The organism is Rhizobacter sp. (assembly GCF_031412495.1).
In the GTDB taxonomy this organism is placed as follows: domain Bacteria; phylum Pseudomonadota; class Gammaproteobacteria; order Burkholderiales; family Burkholderiaceae_C; genus Schlegelella_A.
In genome coordinates, this window is sequence record NZ_JANODC010000326.1 from 1 (window position 1) to 2,031 (window position 2,031).

3 protein-coding genes are annotated in these 2,031 nt (G+C 70.3%); 2 read left to right on the top strand and 1 reads right to left on the bottom strand.

The annotated features are described in order from the left end of the window. Both AC30N0_RS12100 and AC30N0_RS12105 read left to right on the top strand, forming a co-directional pair. On the top strand, nt 1–571 hold a 571-nt coding region (locus AC30N0_RS12100), incomplete at its 5' end, for an acyl-CoA dehydrogenase family protein (RefSeq protein ID WP_489518161.1). A 98-nt stretch (nt 572–669) separates the two neighbouring features. Continuing rightward, a complete protein-coding gene (locus AC30N0_RS12105) occupies nt 670–1,809 on the top strand; it encodes an acyl-CoA dehydrogenase family protein (RefSeq protein WP_489518162.1) in 1,140 nt (379 codons plus the stop codon). Here AC30N0_RS12105 and AC30N0_RS12110 read toward each other — a convergent pair. Continuing rightward, nucleotides 1,774–2,031: hypothetical protein (locus tag AC30N0_RS12110; RefSeq protein WP_489518163.1), on the bottom strand; the 258-nt coding region annotated here is incomplete at its 5' end. The genes AC30N0_RS12105 and AC30N0_RS12110 overlap by 36 nt on opposite strands.

Consider the following 2,031-nt stretch of genomic DNA (forward strand, 5'->3'; position numbering starts at 1 on the left):
CACGATGGAAGGCGAGCACGAGGTCAACGAGGTCTGGTTCGACAACGTCGAGGTGCCGGCCGACCAGCTCATCGGCGAGGAGAACAAGGGCTGGACCTACGCCAAGCACCTGCTCGCCCACGAGCGCACCAACATCGCCGACGTGAACCGGGCCAAGCGCGAGCTGGAGCGCGTCAAGCGCATTGCCAAGGCCGAGGGCCTGTGGGACGACGGGCGCTTTCGCGACCAGATCGCGCTGCTCGAGGTCGACGTCATCGCCCTGGAGATGATGGTCCTGCGCGTGCTCTCCGCCGAGAAGAGCGGCAAGCAGAGCCTCGACGTCGCCGGCCTGCTGAAGATCCGGGGCAGCGAGATCCAGCAGCGCTACAGCGAGCTGATGATGCTGGCGGCGGGGCCGGCGGCCGTGCCCTTGCAGAAGGAAGCGATGGCAGCCGGCTGGCAGCCCGACCAGACCGGCGCCACCTTCGTCGCGCCGCTGGCCGGAACCTACTTCAACATGCGCAAGACCACGATCTACGGCGGATCGAACGAGGTGCAACGCAACATCGTCGCGCAGACGGTGCTCGGCTGACGCCTCGCACCTTCCGCGCGGTGCGCGACAGGGCTGCTCCCTTCCCCTGCCCCTTCCCTCCGAGAGGGAAGGGGTTCTAGCCAGATGAGGTAAGTGACATGGACTTCGACTTTTCCGACGACCAGGAGATGCTGCGCGACACCGTGCGCAAGTGGGTCGAGCGCGGCTACGACTTCGAGCGCCGGCGCGGCATCGTCAAGGCCGGCGGCTTCTCCCGCGAGGCCTGGAAGGAGATCGGCGACCTCGGCATCTGCGGCCTGCAGGTGCCGGAGGAGCACGGCGGCATGGGCATGGGCCCGGTCGAGGCGATGGTGATCATGGAGGAGCTCGGCCGCGGCCTCGTCGTCGAGCCCTACGCTGCGGTGGCCCTGGTCGCGCCGAGCCTGTTCCTCGCCGGCCGGGCGCCTTCGTCGGCGCTGTGGCTGCAGGGCATCGCCGAAGGACGCGAGCTCGTCGTCCTCGCGCACGAGGAGCGAGGCTCGCGCTACCGGCTGGCGCACGTCGAGACGAAGGCGGTGCAGAGCGGCGGCAACTGGCGCCTCACCGGCACCAAGATCGTCGTGCCGGCGGGCGGGGCGGCGGGCGCGTTCATCGTCTCGGCACGCGTCGGCGGCCAGCCTGGCGATGCCGACGGCGTGGCCCTGTTCCTGGTCTCGAAGGGCGAGGCCGGCACCGAGGTGCGCGCGTACCCGACGCAGGACGGCGGCGCCGCTGCCGATCTCATCCTCGACGGCGCCGAGGCGATCGAGCTGGTCCCGGCGGGTGCCGCCATGCCGGCGCTCGAGCGCGCGGTCGACATCGGCATCGCCGCCCTGTGCGCCGAGGCGGTTGGCGCGATGGACCGGCTGGTGGCGATCACGGTCGAGTACATGAACACGCGCAAGCAGTTCGGCGTGACGATCGCCAGCTTCCAGGCGCTGCGGCACCGCGTCGCCGACGTCAAGATGCAGCTCGAGCTGGCCCGCTCGATGAGCTACTTCGCCACCCTCAAGCTCGGCGAAGCGCCGGCGGCGCGGCGGCGGGCCCTGGCCCAGGCCAAGCTGCAGCTCGGCACCTCGATGCGCTTCGTCGGCCAGCAGTGCATCCAGCTGCACGGCGGCATCGGCGTCACCGACGAGTACGCCGCCAGCCACTACTTCAAGCGGCTGACGGTGATCGAGATGACCTTCGGCGACACCCTGTTCCAGCTCGGCGAGGTGTCCTCACGCATGCAGGACACCGCCGGCGTCTTCGCCTGACGCGGCCGGCGCGCGCAGCGCGCGCGCAAAACCGATGAGCACGTCGGCGAAGCGTCGCGGCTGCTCCCAGTGCAAGCGTGTCCGGTTTTGGGGAAGACCGAGAGCGTGCTGCGGCCGCATGGCAGCGGCTAGAGTGCAGACATGCTCGACACCGGCGCGCCGCCGCACGGCGGCCTCACCGACGTCGCCGGCCTGGCCGTCGGCCACTTCAGCGATCCGCGC